The organism is Paenibacillus assamensis DSM 18201 (genome assembly GCF_000422445.1).
Classification (GTDB): domain Bacteria; phylum Bacillota; class Bacilli; order Paenibacillales; family Paenibacillaceae; genus Paenibacillus_B; species Paenibacillus_B assamensis.
In genome coordinates this window covers 252,201-276,019 of record NZ_AULU01000006.1, presented here as the reverse complement: position 1 = coordinate 276,019, position 23,819 = coordinate 252,201, and the positions used below count along the sequence as shown (strand labels likewise).

Annotated in this window: 25 protein-coding genes and 1 riboswitch; of the genes, 2 read left to right on the top strand and 23 right to left on the bottom strand. The window is 41.3% G+C overall.

Annotated features, from left to right (window positions below; genetic code table 11):
* Positions 1-17 precede the first annotated feature (17 nt).
* Positions 18-1,085 (bottom strand): pyruvate dehydrogenase (acetyl-transferring) E1 component subunit alpha, encoded by a 1,068-nt coding sequence (gene pdhA / locus H580_RS0104210; protein WP_028593675.1) that lies wholly within the window; start codon positions 1,083-1,085, stop codon positions 18-20.
* A 326-nt stretch (positions 1,086-1,411) separates the two neighbouring features.
* On the opposite strand from pdhA, the gene H580_RS0104205 reads away from it, so the two are divergent.
* Entirely contained in the window at positions 1,412-2,146 is a 735-nt protein-coding gene (locus H580_RS0104205; protein WP_028593674.1) for an alpha/beta hydrolase, read from the top strand.
* Between the two features lie 205 nt (positions 2,147-2,351).
* Here the strand turns inward: H580_RS0104205 and H580_RS0104200 are convergent, their stop codons facing one another.
* Positions 2,352-2,825, bottom strand: coding sequence for a low molecular weight protein-tyrosine-phosphatase (locus tag H580_RS0104200; protein WP_028593673.1), 474 nt, complete (start codon positions 2,823-2,825; stop codon positions 2,352-2,354).
* A gap of 170 nt (positions 2,826-2,995) precedes the next feature.
* On the opposite strand from H580_RS0104200, the gene H580_RS0104195 reads away from it, so the two are divergent.
* On the top strand, positions 2,996-3,682 hold the full coding sequence (locus tag H580_RS0104195; protein ID WP_051217236.1) for a thiamine diphosphokinase: 687 nt from the start codon (positions 2,996-2,998) through the stop codon (positions 3,680-3,682).
* A gap of 158 nt (positions 3,683-3,840) precedes the next feature.
* Here the strand turns inward: H580_RS0104195 and H580_RS23315 are convergent, their stop codons facing one another.
* From H580_RS23315 to H580_RS0104090, 21 genes are all read right to left on the bottom strand, one after another.
* Positions 3,841-4,545 (bottom strand): polysaccharide deacetylase family protein, encoded by a 705-nt coding sequence (locus H580_RS23315; protein ID WP_051217235.1) that lies wholly within the window; start codon positions 4,543-4,545, stop codon positions 3,841-3,843.
* Positions 4,546-4,939: 394 nt separating this feature from the next.
* Positions 4,940-5,599 carry a thiamine phosphate synthase gene (thiE, locus tag H580_RS23310; protein ID WP_036604614.1) on the bottom strand — a complete coding sequence of 220 codons (660 nt, stop codon included), beginning with the start codon at positions 5,597-5,599 and terminating at the stop codon, positions 4,940-4,942.
* The gene (gene thiD, locus H580_RS0104180) at positions 5,578-6,411 is read right to left on the bottom strand and encodes a bifunctional hydroxymethylpyrimidine kinase/phosphomethylpyrimidine kinase (RefSeq protein ID WP_028593671.1); all 834 of its coding nucleotides are present in this window, start codon (positions 6,409-6,411) and stop codon (positions 5,578-5,580) included. The genes thiE and thiD overlap by 22 nt, the downstream gene beginning before the upstream one ends.
* A 146-nt stretch (positions 6,412-6,557) precedes the next feature.
* Positions 6,558-7,331 (bottom strand): thiazole synthase, encoded by a 774-nt coding sequence (locus H580_RS0104175; RefSeq protein ID WP_036604532.1) that lies wholly within the window; start codon positions 7,329-7,331, stop codon positions 6,558-6,560.
* 5 nt (positions 7,332-7,336) lie between these two features.
* Positions 7,337-7,540 (bottom strand): sulfur carrier protein ThiS, encoded by a 204-nt coding sequence (gene thiS / locus H580_RS0104170; protein ID WP_028593669.1) that lies wholly within the window; start codon positions 7,538-7,540, stop codon positions 7,337-7,339.
* A 60-nt stretch (positions 7,541-7,600) separates the two neighbouring features.
* Complete coding sequence (thiO, locus tag H580_RS25365; protein WP_051217233.1) at positions 7,601-8,755, bottom strand: glycine oxidase ThiO; 1,155 nt, start codon at positions 8,753-8,755, stop codon at positions 7,601-7,603.
* A gap of 51 nt (positions 8,756-8,806) precedes the next feature.
* A complete protein-coding gene (locus tag H580_RS0104160) occupies positions 8,807-9,430 on the bottom strand; it encodes a thiamine phosphate synthase (protein WP_051217232.1) in 624 nt (207 codons plus the stop codon).
* A gap of 340 nt (positions 9,431-9,770) precedes the next feature.
* A riboswitch (TPP riboswitch) is annotated at positions 9,771-9,877 on the bottom strand.
* 123 nt (positions 9,878-10,000) lie between these two features.
* Positions 10,001-10,972, bottom strand: a complete 972-nt coding sequence (locus H580_RS0104155; RefSeq protein ID WP_028593667.1) for a hypothetical protein — start codon at positions 10,970-10,972, stop codon at positions 10,001-10,003.
* Positions 10,959-11,510 carry a hypothetical protein gene (locus tag H580_RS0104150; protein ID WP_028593666.1) on the bottom strand — a complete coding sequence of 184 codons (552 nt, stop codon included), beginning with the start codon at positions 11,508-11,510 and terminating at the stop codon, positions 10,959-10,961. Before H580_RS0104150 ends, H580_RS0104155 begins: the two co-directional genes overlap by 14 nt.
* Positions 11,511-11,521: 11 nt before the next feature.
* Positions 11,522-11,902: a hypothetical protein gene (locus H580_RS0104145; protein ID WP_028593665.1), complete on the bottom strand. Its 381-nt coding sequence runs from the start codon at positions 11,900-11,902 to the stop codon at positions 11,522-11,524.
* A gap of 63 nt (positions 11,903-11,965) precedes the next feature.
* Positions 11,966-12,436, bottom strand: coding sequence for a hypothetical protein (locus H580_RS0104140; RefSeq protein ID WP_028593664.1), 471 nt, complete (start codon positions 12,434-12,436; stop codon positions 11,966-11,968).
* Positions 12,437-12,486: 50 nt separating this feature from the next.
* Positions 12,487-14,583 carry a hypothetical protein gene (locus tag H580_RS0104135; protein ID WP_028593663.1) on the bottom strand — a complete coding sequence of 699 codons (2,097 nt, stop codon included), beginning with the start codon at positions 14,581-14,583 and terminating at the stop codon, positions 12,487-12,489.
* Positions 14,570-16,522, bottom strand: a complete 1,953-nt coding sequence (locus H580_RS0104130) for an ATPase, T2SS/T4P/T4SS family (RefSeq protein WP_028593662.1) — start codon at positions 16,520-16,522, stop codon at positions 14,570-14,572. The genes H580_RS0104135 and H580_RS0104130 overlap by 14 nt, the downstream gene beginning before the upstream one ends.
* Positions 16,510-17,439 carry a hypothetical protein gene (locus H580_RS0104125; protein ID WP_028593661.1) on the bottom strand — a complete coding sequence of 310 codons (930 nt, stop codon included), beginning with the start codon at positions 17,437-17,439 and terminating at the stop codon, positions 16,510-16,512. The genes H580_RS0104130 and H580_RS0104125 overlap by 13 nt, the downstream gene beginning before the upstream one ends.
* Positions 17,426-18,160, bottom strand: coding sequence for a hypothetical protein (locus H580_RS0104120; RefSeq protein ID WP_028593660.1), 735 nt, complete (start codon positions 18,158-18,160; stop codon positions 17,426-17,428). The genes H580_RS0104125 and H580_RS0104120 overlap by 14 nt, the downstream gene beginning before the upstream one ends.
* A 17-nt stretch (positions 18,161-18,177) precedes the next feature.
* On the bottom strand, positions 18,178-19,422 hold the full coding sequence (locus H580_RS25360; RefSeq protein WP_051217231.1) for an SAF domain-containing protein: 1,245 nt from the start codon (positions 19,420-19,422) through the stop codon (positions 18,178-18,180).
* A gap of 21 nt (positions 19,423-19,443) precedes the next feature.
* Complete coding sequence (locus H580_RS23295) at positions 19,444-20,964, bottom strand: serine/threonine-protein kinase (protein WP_051217230.1); 1,521 nt, start codon at positions 20,962-20,964, stop codon at positions 19,444-19,446.
* 195 nt (positions 20,965-21,159) lie between these two features.
* The gene (locus H580_RS0104105; protein ID WP_245583484.1) at positions 21,160-22,254 is read right to left on the bottom strand and encodes an SAM-dependent methyltransferase; all 1,095 of its coding nucleotides are present in this window, start codon (positions 22,252-22,254) and stop codon (positions 21,160-21,162) included.
* A gap of 22 nt (positions 22,255-22,276) precedes the next feature.
* Positions 22,277-23,044: an ABC transporter ATP-binding protein gene (locus H580_RS0104100; RefSeq protein WP_028593658.1), complete on the bottom strand. Its 768-nt coding sequence runs from the start codon at positions 23,042-23,044 to the stop codon at positions 22,277-22,279.
* Entirely contained in the window at positions 23,028-23,408 is a 381-nt protein-coding gene (locus H580_RS0104095) for a thioredoxin family protein (RefSeq protein ID WP_245583483.1), read from the bottom strand. Before H580_RS0104095 ends, H580_RS0104100 begins: the two co-directional genes overlap by 17 nt.
* Positions 23,405-23,743, bottom strand: coding sequence for a cyclic-phosphate processing receiver domain-containing protein (locus H580_RS0104090; protein ID WP_028593656.1), 339 nt, complete (start codon positions 23,741-23,743; stop codon positions 23,405-23,407). Before H580_RS0104090 ends, H580_RS0104095 begins: the two co-directional genes overlap by 4 nt.
* Positions 23,744-23,819: the final 76 nt, after the last annotated feature.

Sequence of the window (23,819 nt, the reverse complement as noted above, 5' to 3'; positions counted from 1 at the left end):
TCTATATAAATGAAATCTTATTGGAAGTCTGCTTTTTGTTCTTCAAGGTGATGTGGCGTTACTTCGAACATTGTGTCGATTAGGCCAACAACAGTCATTTTCTCTGTTTGCTCTGCACGCTTGATTTCTTCGTTTACTTTCGCTTTTGCTTCTTCTTTTACGCGAGCTGTATCTTCTTCAGTCCAAAGACCTTTGCTCTCAAGGAATTTACCAAAGCGAACGAGTGGATCTTTAACAGACCATTCAGCTTCTTCATCTTTAGTACGGTATTTAGACGTGTCATCCGCCATGGAATGTGGACGGTAACGGTATGTCAACGCTTCGATCAATGTAGCGCCTTCACCGTTACGACCGCGCTCAGCTGCCATTTGAACTGCTTTAATAACAGCCAATACGTCCATACCATCGATTTGCATACCGTGAATACCAGCTGCAACTGCTTTGTGAGCAATAGACTTAGCTGCTGTTTGCTTCGAGAATGGCGTCGTAATTGCATAACCGTTGTTTTGTACAAAGAAAATAACAGGTAGGTTGTATGCACCTGCGAAGTTCAAGCCTTCATAGAAGTCACCCTCGGAGGAACCGCCATCACCTGTGTAAGTAATTGCAACATTTTGTTGCTTTCTAAGTTTGAAGCCTTTGGCGATACCCATTGCATGCAAAATTTGTGCACCAATGATGATCTGTGGCATCAATACGTTTACACCCTCTGGAATTTGTCCACCATGTTGGTGACCACGAGAGTACAAGAATGCTTGGTATAGTGGCAAGCCGTGCCATACGATCTGTGGCATATCACGGTATGCAGGTACTACGAAGTCTTCTTTGTTAAGTGGGTATACACTACCTACCATGGAAGCTTCTTGACCAGATACTGGTGCGTAGAAACCAAGACGACCTTGACGACCAAGGTTGATTGCACGATCATCCCATGCGCGTGTAAATACCATACGGTACATAATTTCTTTCAATTGATCATCGCTCAATTCCGGCATCATGTCCGGGTTGACGATTTCGCCTTCTGGTGACAAGACAGATAGTGTTTGTACATCTTCCGTCTGAACTTCAAATGGGAACTTGCTCATCATTTTCACCTCAATAAAAGTTTGAAGATTTTGTTTCTCTGTTATAGAATTATTATACACCTGTTCTACTCAATTGGTCAAAAGAAATAGCGGAAAAAGTGAATATTTTGTTCTCTTGTAGCTATAACAGTTTCTTTTAACTACTATAACAGGATAAAACAAATCAGTCTAGTTCCAGTGATATTTAGCACATACATTTCGATATGTATTGTGTTCAACTTCTAAATCCATTACGCTCTATACTTTCAAGAATAATGAATGTAGACAGTTGATTCGTTCTTAGTGTTAACCAATTTCGATAAAATTTTGCATAGGTGGTGTTGCGAATGTCAGATTCCGCATACTTCAAACGTACAATTGTTAAGCATGATGTTTCTTCATCTATATTACCTACAGGAACTCGCTCGCTGCGAGTCTATTTACCTCCAGGTTTCAACGAGATTCTCAGCTACCCTGTCGTTTACTGCCAAGATGGCGAAGACTTCTTCAACTTTGGTCGCATCGCTACAATCGCTAACAAACTGATACTGGATGGCGAAATTGAACCTATTATCATTGCAGGCGTTGATGTCGACAAAAAAGTCCGTACCGAAGAGTATTCACCAGATGGAACATTGTTTGAAACGTATACAAAATCATTTATGGAAGAAATCGTTCCTTTTGTAGAAGCAACCTATCCTGTTCGCACAGATTGGAATGACATCGTTTTAGCAGGAGATTCATTAGGCGGCACAGTGTCCTTGCACCTTGCTCTTAAGCAGCCTGAAAAGTTCAAGCAAGTCATCTCCTTATCGGGAGCATTCTACTCTGCATCCTATGAGATTCTAGCTTCTCAACCTGATTTCAGTTGGCTTCGTATCTTTATGATTGTTGGTTTGCAAGAGACTGCGTATGAAACAGACCGTGGTGTATTTGATTTCTTGCAAATTAACCGCGACGCCAATCAGCTACTTTCCGAGCGCGGAGCTCATGTTCATTATGAAGAGCATGACGGACAGCATCTATGGGGCTTTTGGCAAAAACATATCCCCGATGCTCTTAAATACTATTTTGAAGTCTAAACTTTACTAGCAGCACGATTGAAGGACTGACTACGTCCCTACAGTTGCGCGTTGGTAAATAACGATTTTAATTATTAGCCACAACATTAAAGAAGTGACATGGAGAACACATGTCACTTCTTTCTTATATATACTTCGCTATAAGATTCTTATCCTCAGCAGATAGTTAACAGAACTATCTTAATTCTACCTAATTTTACATCTATTACAAGGAATGCTCTACGCGAATTCGCTGAAGCAATCGCTCACATCCTGCTTCTACTAAACGATAGACTTCCTCAAAGTTACCTGTATAATATGGGTCAGGAACATCCGCAATTTGCTCCTCAGGTAGCAGCGTCATAAATTTGAACACATGCCCTGTAGCTGTCGATGACCCTTCCCAAGCTAGTACATTCCGCTCATTGCTTGTATCCATACAAACGATATACGTAAACTGCTTAAAGTCTTTAGCTGCGATTTGTCGCGCTTGTTGACCTTGATAAGAAATGTTGCGCTTATCCAGTAACTGGCGAGTTCCTTCATGCGGTTGATGACCAATATGCCAATCACCAGTTCCAGCACTATCAATGGATATTACACTAGATAACCCTGCCTCCGTTACTTTTTGCCGCATAACCGCTTCCGCCATTGGCGAACGACAAATATTACCCAAACATACAAATAACACAGATACCATAATCCTACTTCCTCCTTCTCTTGCTACCATTGTAGCCGCATCATTTCTGCATTTCAACATTTGTCAACTTGCAGCTAGTAACTTGGTCACAATATAAATTTCCTATATACTAGATATAGAAAATACATACCTGTACCGAATATTAGAGTGTTCATAAAGGAGAAAAGAAAATGTCACAACAGAAGCAGCAGCTTTCTCATATATATAAGGAAACAACACAAAAGCTACACGCTGTAATCGTCGCTGGCGGTGAGCAGCCAGCATGGATCGTAAATGAACTCCAATCAGCAGACATCATTATAGGGGCTGATCGTGGTGCATTATTTCTCGTAAAGCACGGCATTAAACCTACCCTTTCGCTAGGCGATTTCGATTCCGTTGATGAGCAAGAAAAACAGTTTATTGCTGAAAATAGTGAACGAATGGTTGGCTTTGACGAAGTAGACAAAGATTATACCGATACTGAGCTGGCCTTGCATTATGCAATGGAATATGGAGCAACTTCGATTACTATGTACGGCACGACAGGAACACGACTCGATCATACACTTGCTGGCATTCATCTCCTCCGGCAAACCTATGAAGCTGGCATACCTATGAAAATTGTCGATGAGCACAATTCAATCCAACTTACCGGGGATTATTTAAAAATTGACAAAGACAGATATACGTACATGTCACTGATTCCTCTAAGCATGGATGTTACTGGTATATATTTAGACGGTTTTGTTTATCCTCTTGCGGATGCAACCCTGACAATTGGACAGTCGTTAGGTGTAAGCAATCGTTGGAAGGAAGAGCATGGCACCATAAAGATCAATAGCGGACTAGTCCTCGTCATTTGTAGTCGAGACTAATACAACTTCCCTAGTCATCAAAAAGCTCTTTGCCGCGGATGACCACAGCAAAGAGCTTAACTAGGATTGGATAAACCTCTTTTGAAAATATTATTTATATAGTTATACACCTAATAAAATTACAACTTTCTTACTTTATACGTATAACAATTAGATTTTTATTTTCCCTGCATTTTTTGTTCCGATATTTCAATCAATTCACTAACCGTAACGAACTTGTATCCTTCGTTTAATAGAATGGGAAAAAGACGTTTTACAGCCTCAACGGTTTGTTCTCTTTCCCCGCCTCCATCATGAAGCAAGACAATAGAACCGTTCTTCATATTTTCTAACACTCTATCAAAGATAGCATCCGCCCCAGGATATTCCCAATCTCTTACATACATATCTCGTGACCAAAGTGCTAATCGATAGCCCATTTCTTCAGTACGCTCTAATGTTTCCATACGAAACACACCGTATGGAGCTCTAAACAGTTGACTCCGCGTCTTTGCATGAGTAATGATGGCTTCCTCGGTTGTTAGTATCTCTTTATCGATCTCATCATTAGTTATTGTAGATAAATTTGGATGGAAATAAGTGTGATTACCAATCTCGTGGCCTTCTTCCACAATACGCCTTGTAATGTCGGGAAATTCATCTACAAATTCTCCAACTACAAAAAAGGTTGCTTTTGCGTCATATTGCTTAAATAAGTCTAGTAGTAAGGGGGTATATTCCGTAGGACCATCATCAAATGTGAAACAAACGTATAATTCGCTCTCATCAGGTAGCCTGACATCTCTTATAATCCGATGATCTAGATTGTCTACTAATTCTGGATTTTCACAAAATTCTCGAAAGTCAACAATATCAGCTGCCATATACAATCACCTTTTCATGTAGAATTGGAATTACCCATGTTACATTAAGGAGAAATTGAACATATTTCACACATGATAAATTAAAAGATGTTGGACTTTTTGACGTGCACAAATAGTTTCGAGTGTTACTGTGTTATAAACTTTTCTAAACAGTAGACGTTCAATGAAAGAGGCTAGTATGTTACATGGAGTAAATTTCTGGTATGTGCCTATATTATCACATTCGAGGTTAAGGAGTCTCATTATATTTACTATTTTGAGTAGTATTTAGGCATTTTTTATAATTCCTCAACTCATACGCTAAAAAAGAGAGTGAGAAAAAAGCTCCTACGTCTTGTAGGAGCGAGAGAATAAAGTATATAAAATGATTGCTGTATGTTATTTGTACAATGACTTATACAATCTTGAACCAAGGAGCTAGTTGGTTGTATATCTGAATCGCCCCTTGCTCAGCACCTAGCTCACTAGATGCTATCGCCGAGACTACTGCCACACCATCTACTCCAGCTTTAACAAGTGGAGTCACTCGCTCAGCTTGGATCCCCCCTATAGCAACAATGGGAACTTTGACACCTGCTCGACGCATATCCATAATTAAAGACGGACCAATAACTGGATGAAGATCCTGCTTTGTCTGGGTAAAGAACATCGGTCCCACTCCAATATAGTCTACCCCTTCATACTCTGCATCGAGACCCTCTTCCACGTTATGGGTGGATTGACCAATAATCGTCCCAGCAGGAAGAAGTTTGCGCGCCTTCGTTAATGACATATCCTCTTGGCCTAGATGAACACCATCTGCCCCCAACTGTGCAGCTAGCTGTACATCATCGTTTACAATAAACAATATGTCATGCTGACGGCATAAATCTCTGAGTCGCGTACCGAGTTCAATTCGCTCATTTTCATTAAGACTTGTTTCATCAACCTTCTCTCTCCATTGAAAAGAGGTAATACCGCCTCTAATTGCACTCATCAAAGTCTCTTCAATGCCTTGAGGACAATTTACGGTACCAGCAACAAACATAAACATCAATTTTTTATGTAGTGACACAACGATTCTTCCCCTCTATCAAGCATACGCACAGCCCAATGATTAACTGGGCCATGTCCATTTCCAACAGCAATCGGATACTTAATCGCCATATGAATATACTGCTTTGCTTTTATGACCGAGTCAAGCACAGAATATCCCTTTGCCAAGTAAGCCGTTATCGCTGAAGATAACGTACACCCTGTCCCGTGGGTTCTCATCGTATGATGTCGCGGCCCTTCAATCCACCAGCCTCCAGCACCGTCATAAAGCAAATCAGCAGAGCAATCCTTATCTGGTCCGTGTCCACCTTTTACAAGCACATATCGTGCTCCTAGATCATGCAATTGTTTAGCTGCTTCCAATTGGTCATTACGGCTATGAATGGCTATCGACGCTAGCGCAGCGGCCTCAGGGATATTAGGCGTCACAACTGTAGCAATTGGCAGTAATTGTGTCCTCAACTTTTCAATCGCATTTTCTTCTAGCAGGGCCGTCCCGCCTTTAGCGATCATAACAGGGTCCACGACAATATTAGGCCAATGAAAATTTGCCAAGCGTTCAGATACAAGGTGTATGGTTCCACCATCTGCAAGCATCCCTGTCTTTACTGCATCTGGACGAACATCTTCTTCAAGCGCATCAAACTGAGCTGCAATATGTGCAGCAGGAATACGGTGAACATCATGTACACCAAGTGTATTTTGAGCCGTAAGAGCTGTTATTACACTCATACCATAGACTCCACACTCTTGAAATGTCTTAATGTCTGCTTGGATACCCGCTCCACCGCTGCTATCTGATCCTGCAATAGTTGCGGCGCGAGCCGGCATCCTTAACGACTCAGCAGTTGAATGTACACTAGCAGACTCTAAAGAGGCTCCCTCTTCCCGTGCCCTTGCTATTTTATCAGCACTTTCCAATGGAGAATTATAGATCTCACCGCTTAGTGTATAGATTTTAATAGGCTGCTCAGCCCTCATGTCGACATGCCTTCTAGTGGGCTGCTAGCTGAAGCATAGCGCTTCATGGGAATGCGGCCAGCTTCATACCCTAGTCTCCCAGCCTCTACCGCCCACTTCATAGCTTCGGCCATCTTGATTGGATCTTTTGCTCCTGATACGGCTGTATTTAACAAAACCGCATCCGCGCCAAGCTCCATTGCCTTAGCAGCATCGCTCGGCGTTCCGATGCCAGCATCCACAATTACGGGCACCGTTGCTTGCTCAATAATGAAAGTAAGATGATGTGGATTCAACAATCCGAGTCCTGTTCCAATCGGAGATGCGCCAGGCATTACGGCGTGCACACCAAGCTCTTGTAGTCTTCTGGCTAATATAACATCATCGGATATGTAAGGCAGTACAATAAACCCTTCGTCCAATAAAATCTCACAAGCACGATACGTTTCTAATGGATCAGGAAGAAGTGTTTTAGCATCACCGATGACTTCTACTTTAATCATATCGCACAGCTCAGACGCTTTTGCTAAACGAGCAATACGTACAGCTTCTTCCGCTGTTGATGCACCGGCTGTATTCGGCAAAAGTGTATACTTATTCAAATCTAAACTTTCTAAAAAGTTTGGTTGTGTCGGCTCAAATACATTCATTCTTCTTATAGCAAACGTTAATATTTCCGTCTTAGACACTTCCACTGCCTTACGTTGGATATCAAAGTCAGGAAACTTCCCTGTTCCTAGCAGTAATCTCGATTCAAATGAATGTGGTCCGATACGTAAAGGTGATCTCATTATTTTTATCCCCCTCCAACAAAATGTACAATTTCGATCCGATCCCCATCTGACAATAGCGTTGTTTCATATGCTTGTTTGGCAATAATACTTCCATTAAGTTCAACAATTACGATTCGCTGTTCCATTTGCAAATGGCATAGCAACTGATAGATATGATTTTGTTCTTCAGAGAATTCAATTGAGTCTCCGTTTATAATCAGTTTCATATTCACCAACCTCTCTAATCGCTGCACACCGTTTACCCATTATCTATGTCAGCTATGATTTCAATGAACAACCTGCGGCATAGGCGTATGACGTAGTGGATTAAAGGCACTCATCCAAGTCCATGGCATATTCCCCGTTTGAATCCAAGAAGCAACACCAATTCCTGTAGCTGCACTTAACAATATGCCATTGCGATAATGTCCTGCCGCCAACCACAATCCTTTAATGTGGGAAACCGGCCCGATATAGGGAAGTCCATCCGAAGTGGCTGGCCTAAGGCCCGCCCATGCAGTGACAAGCTCTGCTTCATGTAAACTTGGAATGTACGCTATCGCATTTTGAATCAAATTCGTAATTGACCCTGCGCTTACTTTTCGATCATAACGATATGGATGAGAAGTGGCGCCTATGTATACATGCCCTCCACTCTTCGGAACGATATACGTTCCATTACCATACAGTATCGAATCAAATGCAGAGTCCATGCGCACAACCGCCAATTCCCCTTTAACAGGATAAAAATGAGTGCGAACATCCGTCTGATCATTAAAGCTGTTACTATCTACTCCAGCACATACAACTACATGCTCTGCAGTCCATGTCCCCTCAGTTGTTTGGACGCCACGAATAGCACTATTTTCAAATATGATTTTATTTACTTCCTGATATTCTTTAAACTGAACGTCTCTTTTTCGTCCCCCTGCTATTAACGCTTCCATCAGCTTCACTGGCGAAACATGACCTTCCTGAGGCACTTCATACATACCATATATAGTAGGATTGATATAGGGATACATTTCTGCTTCAGCAAGCAGATTCCGCCAACGTATATATCCACCCGCTCCAACATCAGTCTCTTTTGCAGCATTTTGAAGTTCTGCGCCAACTAACATCTGCTCCTGCTGTGAATACACAGGAATGAGCAAGCCCTTCCGCCTAAACTCCAAGTCCACTTCACTATCCAGCCATAATTGTTCTGCCCATCCAGGAAAGAGATCCAGACTCGTATAAGCAAAATGAGCAAGATCTTTATTGTCAAATCGCTCAGCTGTTGGTGCCAGCATACCCGCAGCAGCTCTTGATGTACCTTGACTCAACTCTCCTCGCTCCAATACGGTTACCCGCATCCCAAGCTTTGCACACTCATAAGCTACAGAGCACCCGATAACACTTCCACCTATCACCAATACATCAGAATGTCTTGAATGGTTCATGTCTCCCCATCCCTTCCATGCTTTTCACTTAATTATGTTCATTCATGAACCTCATATTGCATGCGCACTATTGAGCAATGCTTCACGGTAGATACGAGCAGCTACTCCAGGTGATTCTGCGTTCCAAATACCAGACATTACCGCAACTCCTGATCCACCTGCACTAACAACGTCCACAATGTTCTCGGGTTTAATTCCTCCTATAGCAATAATAGGTACATCCACTACTTCTCGGCATGCCTGCAAACCAGCTAATCCACGTTCCGGAATCCCAGGCTTACAAGATGTATCAAACACATGACCAAATAATAAATAATCAGCACCATCTTGTTTCGCAAGCGCAGCCTCAGCTTCGTTATGTACAGATACCCCTACAGTTAATTGTGGATACATACGTCTAACAATATTGCAAGGTAAAGAATGATAGGCGAGTTGCACCCCTTTCGCTTGAACGGCTGCGGCAACATCACATCTGTCATTAATGATCCACTTCTGAGTAGGTATTCCGTAGTGCTTACAGCTTTCAACTACCTCCCACAGCTTTTTCGCTGGCCATTCTTTCTGTCGGAGATGTATAAAATCTGCATAGTCTGCTATCTCAATAGCAATACGTATGACCTCATCTACCTTTTGCACGGGTGGAGAAATTACATGTAGCCAAGGTACAATCATCATTCGTTATGCCTCCTCAAACAACAATTGCTTCTCTTTCTGTAAATAGAATTAGAGGAAGTGATGATGGAACGATAATAAGCAAAAAAGGACCCCTCTTATAGAAAGAGTGGTCCTTGGTCTGAGCAATCCGATAGCTATAACGTAGTAAATACACGCAATAGGCACATGTCTATGTCAACCGCCAACGATAACGTATCTAATTACAACGTATATCGTGTAGCTCATTATAAAGGCATACTTACATTATGTACGCTCAGATCAACATATTGTAGAATTAGGCTACAATACTGGGCGCTAATCGAAGGATACACACGCCTTTAAAATAGACATGCCGGTTTTATCATTCCAATCCACACTTCCCTACGCTGGTATAATCCAGATCAGGTCGTTAAGAGTCCGAAGCCTATGCTTCATCTCAGCCGATAACCGGCCCCCCTAGTGTTGGATAGTTCTGGTATGTTTTGCATCGTAAGTGTAACATGAATACGATGTTTTGGAAAGAGAGGAATCCCAACAATGGGGACACACCCAAAAATATTGATAACTGAAACAAATTTACGTCTTCCTCCATCAATAACATCTCTTTACATAATACCCTTTACTCACAGCCTCGCGCTCGCTTGCAAAGATTTCGACATAGGAGGAGGGTGCACAACGTTCAGGATAAGCGACTTTGACATTGTTTTCAATTGAAGCAAACCAGGTTTCACGCTGCAATATTTTCGAACCTCCTAGCGCATAGTGATTATACGTAAATGTACCAACCGCCATCCCCTGTATGAACGACATGATACTTATATCGTTAATAGTATTATTCCAATGTTCAGTTGGTATCGTTGGCATCGTAAAGAGGTACGATACTCCATTGCGTCGTGCCCACTCATTATGGCGATTGATATAGAATGCAAGTTTTTGTTGAATCGTTTGAATAATAGTCATCCGCCGCACTTCATCAAATCTTACATCATCATGAAGTAGAGAAAGACTTGAGCGATGCTTCAACTCATGCTGATAACCACTTATCCATGTACGCGTTGATGAGTCATACACCGTTACATAATCATCTAATGTGAAAGTGTACACGTTACCTTGTTCATCAACAAAAGAATATGGCTGTACCGGCTCCCAAACATGACCAATTCTCTCTTCCCCCTGTACTGTTGCATAGCGATCATTTACATAAAAGTATGCACCATCATAACCAACGATTGTGATTGCAGGAATATAAAAAAATAAGGCTTGTTGAGATACTACATCGTCTTCAATATCCAAATTAACATAAATAGAATGAAGTAAAGTAGTTACCGCCTGCTGCTTATTCAAAATTAGCTGTTTATTTGATTCATACGAATCATCCGTTGCTTTCCAAGCAGCCGTCTCTTTTAATTTTTGAGACGCATCATCTACTGCATTGTTCATCCAACGATTATACTGCTCTTCTACAAAAAGCTTATAGCGGTATTCATTAACTTGCTGTCGATGTGACCAACTAAATGGAAGTATGATGCAGACAAAAAAGATGGACCATTTAATAAGTCTCATTCCGCACCATTCCTCCTATTGGTATACTAAAAGCAGTTGCTGGATCTGCATCAAACGTAAGCCAACGAGTTAATCTACTTGAACGAGTCTCATCGAGCCTGTGCAGTGTAACTTGAAAGTAATCTCCTGCTTTTAAGCGGTATAAGCGAGAAGAGTCCGATAAATCCACCGATGTGTTAGGGAAAAGTTTATTCATCATGCCTCTATGATGGACCATTTGATAATGCGTCATAAATTCATTTTGAAAAGAGTTATGCTGTACTGGGTCAGTATATGTAGGAACATAATGTTTCTCGTAATGCTCCATTTCAATGTCATAAACGTAACCCGTACGATGAAGATCCTCCATTAACGAAATCCACATTTGAGGAGTAATTACACCTTTATCACGAACAGCATCGACATAAGCAGTGGCAACCTTCATTGCAACTAACTCACTCATCTCATCATGACGTTGAAAAGTATCACGTAATGGAAAAATAAACAACAGCAACATAACTAACATTAGAGCAAGCCAGACACGCATAGCATCTACCATACACTCACCTCTTATCTGTATTGAATTCGAAGCAAGCGACCAAATGCATCACGGTTATGCTTAGGCACATACATTCGATGAACATTTATAAAATGAACTGGCATATCCTCAAGATCCATATTGGGGAGAAATGAATAACCATCGACTTCAATGACTACGTTGGAATCCTTCAGTTGTGTCAACATCGAAACGATATCAGTTCCTTTAGTCGTTAGTGGAGCAGTGATTTCTAGCGTCTCCTGAGTCGTGCGGTCCTGTCGTCCTGTATCTATTAGCAATGCGTTCAACAATTTACTAGAGTGCTGATAGTAGTTGACAGCCATACTTAAAGCGCCTACAAATATAAGGATAGCGCAGGAAAAGGCGATAAGTTCTCGAACATTTTCGTTCATAGTGCATAATCAACTCCTGCGCATTTTTATACATCCATACATCCTTTAACTTCTGCCTAATATTTACTGCTGTTCAAACACAATTGCTCTCGTCACATTTGAAGTATCTACGATTAATTTGGCGAGGAATTTCCCGCTAGGATTTACATATGTATCCAAAGACTCCTTCGTCGCCAGTTCGATTTTATCATTCCGTGTATTATTCGAAATCTTGCCATCCGAATCAACGTTAGCCCCGTAGAACATACCAGGGTTATTCGCAGCCTTGTCCTTACCTGTTTTGACCCAAATTCCAAATTGGTCTTTTTGATGGAACTTACGAATCGCATTAATAACTTGTGATCCACTTACAGTTGTGTTGTCATACACTGTGAAAGATGCTTTACTTAGCTCAGTCTGAATAGCTGAAAACTCATTTTGTGCTGTTTTAGTAGCTTCTTGAGCGGATACAAACAACAAGACAACTATGGTAATTAAAGCAATGGTAAGAAATATACCTGCGGCTACTTTTAAAGCGGATTGAGCATTATTCATTGAACATGTCCCCTTTTATAAATTGATTAAGTAATATTGAATAATAAAAGTTACAGCCTCTGAATTTGAGTAAAAGAGTGATGCATTTGTTGTGCACTAAGCCAAACTAAAGGAATAACAAGATACATAAATACAATCGCATACATAGGAGCAAACCCAAACCATCGACCCCAGACTGCCTTTGATTCTATTATTTTCTCTTCTTCCTGCTTGCGCATATCTTGTTCATACCACCATGATTGCTCCGCATCATCAAATGCTTGCTTGATTGGAATTTGATCAAACGCAAGTTCCAACTGATCAACGAACCGAACAAAGTCTGGATAAGGTATATCTTCCTTTAATCGCTGTAATGATTCCTCTGGACCACTGTCCCAATGAAGCAAACATCGATGAATAGCTTCTTTACAGCAAACGGAGCTCCTCATCATCCAATCAAGCATCTGTTCAGAAGTCATTCGCTCAAATGCACGGAGCAAAAGCGCCAATGAGTAAAAATGACTTAATTCCAGACGTATTTCCATATTACGAAGCCTCTTTTTAAAGAGAAGCATGCCCGTGGGGGTATAGTACGCTATAACACTTAGCATGAAGGCCACCAACAGTTCCCACCACCATAACAAACCTATCTCTTGTTCGTAAGCTAGATTCAGAAGGTGTTTGCTTAATTGCACAGCGCGCTCCGATGTCCAGTCAGCATATGCTCGTACAGCTTGCTCTTGAACATAATGTTCTTGTTCTGCACGATTGGAAGTTTTCAATGTAGCCTCACTTACCCATTTCTTATGAAGAGCAGCCTGCTCAGCGTTCCATTCAGATACTATGGACTGGCTATAAGAAGAACCGTCCCATTGCACAGTGCTTTTTGCATCACCACGTGGCAGTACTCCCCACAATGGAGAAATGGACTGTTGTTGCTGTATAACGATATGGATGACAATTGCCATAATAATAGAGAGCAGCATTATTACAGCAGCATATGCTAATCTTTTAGCATACCATCGCTCTAGTGACAACGACTCGTTAGCATCTTTAAGAAGAAATGCGTTTGCACTTAAACGTGATGTGGGTATGCCTCTCATCCATCGGTAAACAATCGAACGCACAAACTTTAAACGTAAAATATCAATATTTTTTCTAGCCTCTTCACCTTTAGGTTTTTCAGAAATACTTTTCCTCCATTGAAGCTGCTCTAATAACCAGTGGCTTACAATAACAGTAACAAGAACAATTACTTGTACATACCATCCGATTCGACTGTCGTAGAATTGAGTCATATCAGGAAAATATGCTCTACCCCATTGCTCAATGGGATTTGCAAACAAGATTGGAATGACAGCTATAACTTTTAATCCCTTTAAGAATGTATCTAATCTCATTCGCATTAGATGTTCTGACTGCATATCACGAATCATCATAGATAAACCTTGCAAAAATGAAGAGCGATTATCCTCTTTAGGATCACCATACTCAGCTACTAACCGGGCTAATCGTGCAAATAAACGATAGTGACGATTTGGTGCTGCATCATCATACTTTACTAGAGCTTCATCCGTATCATGCTCATAAATACAAGCAAGCAATCTCGAAAGATGAGGCCGAATTAATGGTGAAGCACGTTCTAGCGCTTCTTCCACAGCGAGCTCAACCATTTGATGGCGCTGATAAGCATGTCTAATTGTGGAATAAGCCTGCGCAGATTGGCTAAGCACCTTTAATTCCGCTTGCTGAGCAAACATTTGTATACAAAGATCATCAGCTACGCGAAGTACGAGTATAAGCACAAGAAGTGAAATCCAATCCTGTTCAAAACTAATAAATACAAATAAAATCCCACTTAAAACAACAATGATTGCCCAAAGTACCAAGGAAACTTTTTCCCTTAATAATCGTTCATCATATCCGTATATTATTAATAGCTGTTGATATACTTTTGCACGTTTATGCTTGAATCCAACAATTCTCCCGAACCAGTAATAGCTCCGCTGTAAAAATAACTTGAATATATTTGTCTGGCGTTTCTTAGATTTAAACGTGACTTGATTGTTCCATGGTTGACGCATCATGCGTTGAGACAGCTTCCATAGTAACAGCCCTATAAGCGCGAAAATAATTGCTACTAAAAGTAACGAGTTAAGCCACAACATACTCCCTCCCCGATGCTATCCACACTCTAAATGATTCTTGATCGTAGTCGGTCATCTGCGAGAGCATTGCTTGTATATGTACGTCAGAAATTTCATTCACCCAAACATATCTATCATTTTGGAACTCAATAATATTTTTGTAAGTATGAGAACTGCTGTTAACTTGATCATCATAATACTGAATAGCTGAACTTCTATATTCCACCCAAGAGTTTGACGATGAAGTTGACACATCCTGTTGATGGATATCCTCCTTTCCTAACTGTCTATTGAAAGTTTGATTACCTTTGGTTATTTCCGAGGGAACACATTCAGTAATCCGTTCAATATATCGCATTCCATTTGCATTTCTGCTTAAATGGATATTAAAATGTATAACTTGCACAACCTGCTGCTCTGCAATTCGTTCATTATGAAACATACCTGTCTTCAACAAAGAATTACGCAAAGCCCCGATTAAATCTGGAAATGTCTTAGCGTGATGTGTAAATACCGTAAACAGACTCGCCACTTGAGCCATTTGAATCATCCAAGCTGCAACTGGATCGGTTGCGACCTCCCCAAGTATATGAACAACACCATCTGTCTTCTTTTGTACATCTAAACCTGATTGTCCAGAAATATGTTCTGTTTCTCTCAAAGTTAAAATATTGCGATTGGGATATAGCTGCCTTAAATGAAGTTCAAATGCCTGCTCCTGGACTCTCAAAGGATAAAAAGCGTAGATGGATTGAACCAATGCCATTAAAAGTGTCGTTTTTCCAGACCCTTGAGCACCTGTAACAGCTGTAATACGGGCTCCTTTCATCAAAAATTGGAGCAATTGAATTACATCTGCAGACCCATCAGCTGAAATAAGATGAGATAATGAAGGCTGTTCACGCTCAAACTTACGTACAAAAAATGCCCAAGACTCTGAAAATGGCGGTCGCATAACAACTACGCGAGAACCATCCTTCATGTCATTTACACGATAGCCATCTACTTCTGTCAGAGGCCCTGGTGCACCATGTTTATAAATGGTTTGACATACACGTTTCAATTCTCTTTCACTCTCAAAGCTGAGAAAACCGAGACGTATAGACTTACCTTGATAAAACATCCATACACTATCGCACGAGCGTGGAATTTTCGAAGTATGAATGCCACTCCTTGAAGCTGAATGGGATGAGCCTGCAGCTAAACCAGTAGACATAAGCGGCGCAGATTGAATCAAGCCATTTACCCCTCCTGAAACCCCTTCAATTCTCATATCACGCAGCTCATCAATAACTGACAACCCTTTATATCGCTCATAAATACGTTGAGCAATGATTCTAATTCGCTCTTCATGCTTCACAACTGGACGTTCTTGGCGATATGCTTGACTGACATCATGCTCGTCTACAGCATAACTGAGCTCCTCTTCACCCTTTATGTCTCGGAGAGCCTTAATTTGATCCCAGCCGTAACGTTGAACGATCTCATGCATAGCTTCTAGACCATAGCGCTGAAAATAAAGATATAGTAAAATATCGAACTTATCTTTGGCTGAAAGCTGAATGGGGTCATCAAACGGAACAAGCATCTTCCAGCAGTCGTTGGACGGTTTCAATAATGGGCGTATAATTTCGACAATAATATCTTTCACGTATTCCTTTTGCAGCCGATCACCACTATGACAGGAGCGCAATGACTGCCTTATCATCGTTCTCCTCAACAGTTCCCTGCGATACATCTCATCATTTGAGAAGTGATCTAAAAAAGGGTCGGCTGTCCATTTTTGAATTTGATCACGAACGATCTGATCGAGTTCCTCCCAAGTCAATGCAGATGGTGCAGCTGCTTCCTGATTGGATTTCTGCTTTAAGCGAAGCCGATACAACATCCATAGTATAAGTAGGAATACGACACCAACCAACATTAATACCTGTATGTAGTAATTACCTATCCATTCCATCTTCTTCCCCCTTCACTGGCTTTACGATTAGGGAGAACTGCCTCAGATAATAGCTGTTCTGAAAGTTGATCAACATAATTAAGCAAGTTTGATGCGCCTGGCTTGTTGTAACGATACTGTAGTTGTAAAACATAATGTACAAGATGCCCCTCATTGGCATAGTGTCTCAGCTGCGTATCGTAAGGTACCGCATATATCAACTTGCCACGCATATGCTTTTTCATATTGGCTAGATTTAAATGCGCCTCAGGATCATAAGCAGATACAACCCAAATCTGCTTTTGTTCGAATGCATTACTACTATAAAAATACTTCGGATCACGCCATAAACTCATATCTCTTTGATCTTGAGTAAGCAATGTAATGGTTCCTGTGCTGTAGGCTTGTTCTTGCACACATACGTTCATTTCCGTCTGGCTCTTACTCTGATCTTCAAATCTGGCGTCCCGCCGCCGGAGCTGACGGTCCCAATCCCAAAGAACAACATCATAGGCATTAGCCGAAACCTGCATAAGTGTACGCACGTCATGATCAGAGCCAAATCGTTCACTCGTTATTCCTCCTTGGATCGGACTATCATATCTATCAGCTACACGAAGTACATCTAGACCAGGAATAATGGGAGAGGTACATGCTATAAACATGGGGATATCCAGCAATTCATTTTGAACGAGTCTTTTATATTCCCCCCAACCATCTGGCACTGACAATTGAGTCATCTTTTGCTCATTACTTCCTATATGCATAGAAGCGCGAATGAAATATTCAAGCCCTTCCCCCTCGTCGTCCTGATGAATAAGTAACACTTTAAGTCCAAAACGTGTAACTAATTCGATGCCAAGCAGTACCGTTGTTAATGAGGATCCTAGCGCGCGTCGCGAACCTTTTTTTATAAACCAATGTTTACATGGCTTCATGCCACCATCGCCCTTTCTTATCGCTTCGCAGCAGTTTTCGCCAGTTACGATCAGATATTGGCCCACAACTTCGTTCTAACCATATTCGCCATACTGAACGTGCTGATTTCGTATACTTAGACAAATCCATCCTTCCATGCACTTCGTTATAGAGATATGCTGTCCAATTTTCTTCTTCGAATGGTATAAATATAGCTTCCTCTTTTGGAGCAACGTATATAGACTGCAGATGCTCCACAACATAAGCTACTTCTTTAGCATGATCCACGGTATTTAAAATGAGTAGTCGTACATCACGATTCAAGTCTACTTCATGAAGCAGACGGAACGACTTTATCCATTCCATATTACGATGAACAGCAAAGGCCTCCACCGTTTGTACCATGACACGTTCACGAGCGCTTATAAAGGTAGTAGCATCACAAAATGTAAGTCGATCTGTATCTATTAAAATATCATCATATGCATCAAGTTCTATCTCATGCTGACGGCTTAATTGCAATAATTCTTCCCAATGAAGTATGCCAGATACCGTATCCATCCCGTTCCAACGACACCATTTCTCCTTATTTATCCAAGTTTGATTTCGATACGTTAGCCATGGCATATTCATCGCATCAACTAGTAAAACTCTTCTACCAGCACGTGTAAGTAAAGTTCCTAACCCAAGAATAAAATCCTGTTTATTACATGCACCTACGAAAAAGCTGATATTAGACATCTCAATCACCCCTTGTTTCACGGTGTAACCGGCAGGTTAGAACTATCGTTCTGATATCCCCCAACCTCAACCAAATCTTTATACGCTGAGGTATTGCTTTGATTGGTTCCTGGAGCTGTGTTGTTGCTGTTTGAATGAACACCATTCATTGATGTCGCAGGGAGTTCATTCTGCCCAGCTCCTACTTTGTTATTGGTCATTTGTTGTTTATGTGAAGGCTGTTTCTCTGACTGCTGTCCTTGCTGATGCTGTTCCATCTGCTCTCCTTGTTCTGTAGAAGTAGATTGTCCAACAAATGGCGCTTCACGCTTCGGAGCTTTGCTTTGCCCAGTAAAAGGAGATATCATTGAGGAACTAGAGTGAGCACTGTTACCACCACTTGAAACTGCTGTGCTATTTGTTCCATAAGTCGTAGAAATCGTCCCTGAATCTGTGATTGCACCAGAACCTATTTGAGATTGGCTATGTTTAATTAAATCTCCTTCTAAACGCTTCCTAGCTTGTCCTGACATCACAATGTTCGCATCCTTAACTAAATTCGGATTGTTGTTTATTAATTGTGTTACATGTTGATTGACTGGATAATTAACGATTGCTCGTTCCTGTACATAGGCATCGACATAACGTACGGCATAGATTTGACCTCCGTTCAAGTAAGCATCCACACAAGCGCTGGACATCGTTAACAATTCATGTTCTGACATATGAATCCAAATAGTCGAATCTTGAATGCGATGTACTTTCTTATGAGACAGAACTACATAGTCTTGTCCATCGGGATACCTAATCCGCACATCAATGACATGATTAGACTCAAGTGCAAGCGGCAATTGAATGACTCCCGTTTCAATCCAACGTATATCTTGACCGATCGATCCTTTATTTCCTACCATAGAGTCTATTAATGGAACATTAGCTGCTAAATCTATCTTTGCAATACTTCCTTTTAAATCTTTAGGTTCAAGTACGTGCTCTGGGATTAATCTTTTGGGTAGCTCTATTTGTTTTAAATCTGACCCATGTAGTCTTGAACCTGCAACTTTGGATTTTGCAAGTACCCAAACGTGCTGTTGTTCTTCTTTCCCTTGCCCTTGAATAATTTGCTCACTTAACTGAGCTTTTTTCATCCAATCCTCTCTTTCAATTTGCCAATTTCGTTCGATCCAAATAATATAACCACCACTAAGCGTTACCATGACGGTAGCTGTCACTGCTACACCAATTGCAACCTGCTTTGTTCGTCTTGACCATCTGCCAATCAAGCAAAAACCCCCTTTCACCTATTATTTTCTCTTGCTCCAAGAGAACCATCTTCTCTTCTGTTCTTGTACCTTCATCCAAGATTGCAGCCATTCTTCTAAATCCGATCCACCCTTAAATGGATTTGAGCATGTGGGAACGGAAATAATGCTATGGCATTTCAGCTGTAAACGCGACGAGCGTAATTCTTCCTCTTTGGCGTGTGGCAGAGCAAAAATCCATTGTTGATAATTTAATTCAACTAAATTGTGCAAGGCTGCTCTAGTATCATCATCCCTCCAAGGAGCTATCGAACCTAATAGTAAACTGTATGAAGCGCGAACAAATTCTTCATCTAATCTACGCTTTGCTCCAATCACACCAAGATCTAGAACAATAAAGTCATATTCCATTTGCAGCTGTGTTACTGATGATATGGTTAATCCTCCAGACTGTTCACCCAATTCAATGTAAGAAACTCCTTGCCACTGCCAAACTCTGTTACTCCAATCTTCCGCACAATCACCTTCAACGGATGACAGGATAGAATGGACAACAGAGCGACTTGACTCCGCATTCGAAACATAAGCGACTTTGCCACGGTTACTTCTTGCAAGTCGATGCGCAATCATTAAGCTCATATGCGTACAACCTAATCCTGAAGCTATACCAGCTACAGCGATCGTAACAGCTCGCTGCAATCCATGGTTAGTCTTCCCATGTTGATTCCGCTGTCCTTCCATAAATTCATAGGCTGCAGGAAGAACATTGCTATTGGCATGCGCCAATAGCTCTCTTTTTAATTCTTCCGCAGATTGATATCTCGCATTAGGATTTATTTCCATTAATTTAGTAAGAATTTCGTAAAATGATTTAGGAACATCTTCATTAAGCATCTGTGTACGAAAAGGTTCCATTCCTCGCCAGCGTCCTTCAGATAACACGAAAGCTAGCAATGCACCAATGCCGTAAAGATCAGTACGCGCGTCACTTTGCTTGCCTTCGTGCTGCTCAGGTGCAGCGAAGCCTACTGTTCCTAACTTCATCGTATCCGCTAACTCAGAAGGTTTCATTTGTCTAGCAATACCGAAGTCAATCAACTTTATTCGATGCTGATCAGCTAACATTACATTAGAAGGCTTCATATCTCGGTAAATAATTGGTGGGGTACGTCCATGCAAGTAACTTAATGCATCACACAATTGAAGACTGTACGCAATCGTCTCGTCAAACGAAAGAGTGGTTCGCTTCAATCTCTCAGCAATGGTTTCCCCTTCAATGTACTCCATAACCAAAAAGGCGTGCCCATCTTCATCTGGTGAAAAAAAATCAACGATGAGAGGCAAATTGGGATGTCGAAGCTCAATTAACCATTGAGCCTCCCTTATAAGATGTTCGCGATCATGTGCCAGCGGGATCGATTCTTTAATGGCCCAATACTTGCCCATTAAACGTTCATCTTGCGCTAAGTACACATAACTCATGCCTCCGACGCCTATTAGACGCTTAATTCGATAACGTTCGTGCAACAATGCACCTGCCATTAACTTCGTAGGAGCACGCACTCCACAAACCTCCTTGAAGTAGCCATTGTAAAATAATTGTACTCATTACTACAGGTTGAAAAACGCAAAAAACCCGAATACAGCCAATTAGGCGTATTCGGGATGCTTTCCCTGAAAGGTTACGTTTATGTTATTGATGTCATTATAGATTCATTTCCATCATTTGTCTATACCTTGTTTGCAAAATAGTATCGATTAATTTTTAAGCATATACAATGTGATCTCATCGCGATTATGGAACAATTGCTTCGCACGAACAATTGTTGCATGCTTTTCGAACATCTCCATGCAATCACGTATTGTTTGCAGCGGCTTCTTATGCATCAATTTCACAGTTACAATTAATGTACCACCATAAACAAGAGAATCTAGAAGTTCAATGACTAGCTGTGCAGTATGCTTCGGACTCCAACTCATATCACATACAATTAAATCAAACTCATTTGGCTCAAAAACTACCTCAGCAGCATTTCGTCCATAATAAGTAAAATGAGGGTGCTCCATGAGTGTCGGATGCATTTTTGCCGGATCCACAGCCGTTACATGAATGCCGCGCTCTAACAACAAACTGCTCCATCCCCCTGGTGCTGCACCTACGTCCAAAGCATTTCGATAAGCAGAGAAATCCAATCCAAATATACGTTCTGCTTCTAACAACTTAAATTTTGCACGAGAAATTTGTCCATCTTCACGACGGAAACGGATAGCTCCACCTGGCCAATCAGACTGCTGATTAGCGAAAGTTGCTAAGCCTGCATATACTTGCTGCTCATGTTCAAACAAGGTTAAGATGAAATCTGGTTGCTGAACGGCTGCCGTAATATTTTGCTTTGACCACACAGATTGAATAGCAGAACGCCATTGGAAAACAACTTCTTTATCACTAGCATCATCTGTTTTCACTTTCTTAGGTGACGTTCGTACATGAACAGCCCCAGTCGATTCACCTTGTATAGACAGACCGCTTCTTTCTAATAGCGCCTCCCATAATTGCTCGGCATCTTCTTCACTAGCGACAGCATCAACCGGAAGAATGATATGAACAGGATAGGCATCACGAATAAAGATGGCTGGCTCACGACGAAGAAGATCCCATACCGCTCCTTCTGATTCAGGAAGTTCCATAAAAGCAACTTCTCCAGAGACTAGTATCGTACTTTTCAAATGACTATACTTCCTTCGCAGTTCTTCCTGCGCATAAGGGATATAGCCATGATTAGCTGTAACGATCCAGTGGGATCCTAGTTCATAATTACGTGTTGGGTGTATTTCATTATTGATTACTGACAACTTATTTTTCCTCCAAGCATTACTACGACTTTATGCGTACCCAAGGCCGGCCTTCTATCCAGTTCACTGCAATAGGCAGATCAAAAGTTTCGGAGAGCTTTTCTGGAGTAAGCACATCTTCTTTAGGGCCAGCGGCTACGAGTTTTCCTTTGTGCAGCAAAGCTACATGTGTAAATAACGGTACAATTTCTTCAAGATGATGAGTGACATGTACGAGATGTACGTCTTTTGCAAGTAATTCCGGCAGGTCTGTAAGCCACATCTCTCTTTCATTAAGATCGAGCCCTGCACAGGCCTCGTCCATAATGAGCAATTTGGGGTTATTCATCATAACACGTGCCAATAAAATTTTTTTGCGTTCCCCTTGTGAACACAACCCAAATGGCTGCTCTGCTAAATGAGCCAGTCGTACCATACGAAGCTGTTCCAATGCTCTCTCCTTAAGGATATCCGTATCCTTGTCAAACAAACGCAAATGCGCTTGCCAGCCGGTAGCAACGATCTCCCACACAGGATCCCGCAATGTTAATTTTTCCACAAGCGTTTGACTTATATAACCGATCTCTTTTCGTAACTCCCGAACATCACATCGACCGTATGTATGACCTAGAACACGAACTTTGCCTGAGCTAGGAAAGTGATATCCTAGTATCATTTCAAGCAGCGTAGATTTGCCAGAACCATTTCTGCCAAGTATCGTCCAGTGTTCTCCAGCCTTCATTTGCCACTGTAAAGGATATATAATTGTGCGATCTTGACGTTCAAATGTTACATCATCGAGATGAATCATCCATGCCGCCTCCTCTTAGCCGCTCATACAGATAAGGGATAGAATGAAATGCATAAATTTTTTGCGGATCCGCAAAGACATTGTGTGAAATCAAACTTTGTTGACTTTGTTTCACTGAAACAGTACGCCAAACAATTAGACAAGGTACACTTGCCACCTGATACGCCTGAGCGAGATCAGGCACTTCATTAATATTTAAACGTTCAAATTGCAGTTCGGGCAGTAAATGCTCAACAACATCCAGCATTCGGCTAGCGACATGACAAGTACCGCACAATGGACTATACATATATAAAAGATCAATATCGGACGGAACCTGTCCATTCTTTAGAGCTTCACGTAGTTCGTGAATCATTATGCTCATTTGCTTAAGCTGCGAACTTGCTCGATTACATGAAGTGGCATGGGCCCATTGTATAGTTCAACCTCACTCGGCTTGTTCATATACAGCATCTCGTACATACGACTCCGTCCTCTGTCACAAGAGGTGTGCAAATAAATCCGTTTTGCATACAATCCGCGATTGACCATTTCTGCAACTAGCTCTGTACCTGTTGGTTCATCAGGACCTAGGTCATGATCCAACGATAAAATATCGACTTCCGCACCTTCAAGGAGTAATATACACTCCTCCATGTTCCGTGCCAATACAAATCCATCTGGGCATTTGCGCCAATCATCAAGATACACATGGATCATCTTCGCGCACCCTTTCTATATTACAACGTTTTTCAATATTTAGCGCTAATAATTAATGTAATTAATTATTTAAATA

What these genes read in the sequence shown, in the direction of transcription:
- pdhA (WP_028593675.1), bottom strand. Translation starts at nt 1,085, where the DNA reads ATGAGCAAGTTCCCATTTGAAGTTCAGACGGAAGATGTACAAACACTA.
- H580_RS0104205 (WP_028593674.1), top strand. Translation starts at nt 1,412, where the DNA reads ATGTCAGATTCCGCATACTTCAAACGTACAATTGTTAAGCATGATGTT.
- H580_RS0104200 (WP_028593673.1), bottom strand. Translation starts at nt 2,825, where the DNA reads ATGGTATCTGTGTTATTTGTATGTTTGGGTAATATTTGTCGTTCGCCA.
- H580_RS0104195 (WP_051217236.1), top strand. Translation starts at nt 2,996, where the DNA reads ATGTCACAACAGAAGCAGCAGCTTTCTCATATATATAAGGAAACAACA.
- H580_RS23315 (WP_051217235.1), bottom strand. Translation starts at nt 4,545, where the DNA reads ATGGCAGCTGATATTGTTGACTTTCGAGAATTTTGTGAAAATCCAGAA.
- thiD (WP_028593671.1), bottom strand. Translation starts at nt 6,411, where the DNA reads ATGCCGGCTCGCGCCGCAACTATTGCAGGATCAGATAGCAGCGGTGGA.
- H580_RS0104175 (WP_036604532.1), bottom strand. Translation starts at nt 7,331, where the DNA reads ATGAGATCACCTTTACGTATCGGACCACATTCATTTGAATCGAGATTA.
- thiS (WP_028593669.1), bottom strand. Translation starts at nt 7,540, where the DNA reads ATGAAACTGATTATAAACGGAGACTCAATTGAATTCTCTGAAGAACAA.
- thiO (WP_051217233.1), bottom strand. Translation starts at nt 8,755, where the DNA reads ATGAACCATTCAAGACATTCTGATGTATTGGTGATAGGTGGAAGTGTT.
- H580_RS0104160 (WP_051217232.1), bottom strand. Translation starts at nt 9,430, where the DNA reads ATGATGATTGTACCTTGGCTACATGTAATTTCTCCACCCGTGCAAAAG.
- H580_RS0104155 (WP_028593667.1), bottom strand. Translation starts at nt 10,972, where the DNA reads ATGAGACTTATTAAATGGTCCATCTTTTTTGTCTGCATCATACTTCCA.
- H580_RS0104150 (WP_028593666.1), bottom strand. Translation starts at nt 11,510, where the DNA reads ATGGTAGATGCTATGCGTGTCTGGCTTGCTCTAATGTTAGTTATGTTG.
- H580_RS0104145 (WP_028593665.1), bottom strand. Translation starts at nt 11,902, where the DNA reads ATGAACGAAAATGTTCGAGAACTTATCGCCTTTTCCTGCGCTATCCTT.
- H580_RS0104140 (WP_028593664.1), bottom strand. Translation starts at nt 12,436, where the DNA reads ATGAATAATGCTCAATCCGCTTTAAAAGTAGCCGCAGGTATATTTCTT.
- H580_RS0104135 (WP_028593663.1), bottom strand. Translation starts at nt 14,583, where the DNA reads ATGTTGTGGCTTAACTCGTTACTTTTAGTAGCAATTATTTTCGCGCTT.
- H580_RS0104130 (WP_028593662.1), bottom strand. Translation starts at nt 16,522, where the DNA reads ATGGAATGGATAGGTAATTACTACATACAGGTATTAATGTTGGTTGGT.
- H580_RS0104125 (WP_028593661.1), bottom strand. Translation starts at nt 17,439, where the DNA reads ATGAAGCCATGTAAACATTGGTTTATAAAAAAAGGTTCGCGACGCGCG.
- H580_RS0104120 (WP_028593660.1), bottom strand. Translation starts at nt 18,160, where the DNA reads ATGTCTAATATCAGCTTTTTCGTAGGTGCATGTAATAAACAGGATTTT.
- H580_RS0104100 (WP_028593658.1), bottom strand. Translation starts at nt 23,044, where the DNA reads ATGATTCATCTCGATGATGTAACATTTGAACGTCAAGATCGCACAATT.
- H580_RS0104095 (WP_245583483.1), bottom strand. Translation starts at nt 23,408, where the DNA reads ATGAGCATAATGATTCACGAACTACGTGAAGCTCTAAAGAATGGACAG.
- H580_RS0104090 (WP_028593656.1), bottom strand. Translation starts at nt 23,743, where the DNA reads ATGATCCATGTGTATCTTGATGATTGGCGCAAATGCCCAGATGGATTT.